The sequence below is a fragment of the Mesorhizobium sp. M4B.F.Ca.ET.203.01.1.1 genome, assembly GCF_004791025.1.
Lineage (GTDB): Bacteria > Pseudomonadota > Alphaproteobacteria > Rhizobiales > Rhizobiaceae > Mesorhizobium > Mesorhizobium abyssinicae.
The window spans coordinates 1-369 of sequence record NZ_SRUO01000112.1 but is presented as its reverse complement, the minus strand read 5'-3'; the positions used below and the strand labels follow the sequence as shown (position 1 = coordinate 369).

The window sequence follows — 369 nt, the reverse complement described above, 5'->3', positions numbered from 1 at the left end:
TCAGCGCCCAGGCGCTTCCACACGCTGCCCAGTTCCAGGCCGATCACGCCGGCGCCGATCACCGCCAGGCGGTTCGGCACTTCGGTGAAGTCCAGGCCGCCGACGTTGTCGACGATGGTCTCGCCGTCGAACTTGGCGAACGGCAGCTCGATCGAATCCGAGCCGGCGGCGATGATGACGTTGGTGCCCTTCAGCTCGACTTCCGAACCGTCGTGCTGCTTCACCTTGACCACGTTGCCCGGCTGCAGCTGGCCGACCGGCAACTTGCGCAGCACTTCACCCGGCAGCGGCTCGATCACCGCAGTGGTGGCCTGCACCTGGCTGACCGCGCCTTTCGGGCCCAGCAGCGCGTCCAGGCCACGGCCGAGG

General features: G+C 68.3%; 1 protein-coding gene. It reads right to left on the bottom strand.

The window, feature by feature from the left end; all coding sequences use genetic code 11:
• The coding region (locus EN846_RS33875) for an FAD-dependent oxidoreductase (RefSeq protein WP_210236143.1) at nt 1-369 on the bottom strand (369 nt) is incomplete at both ends.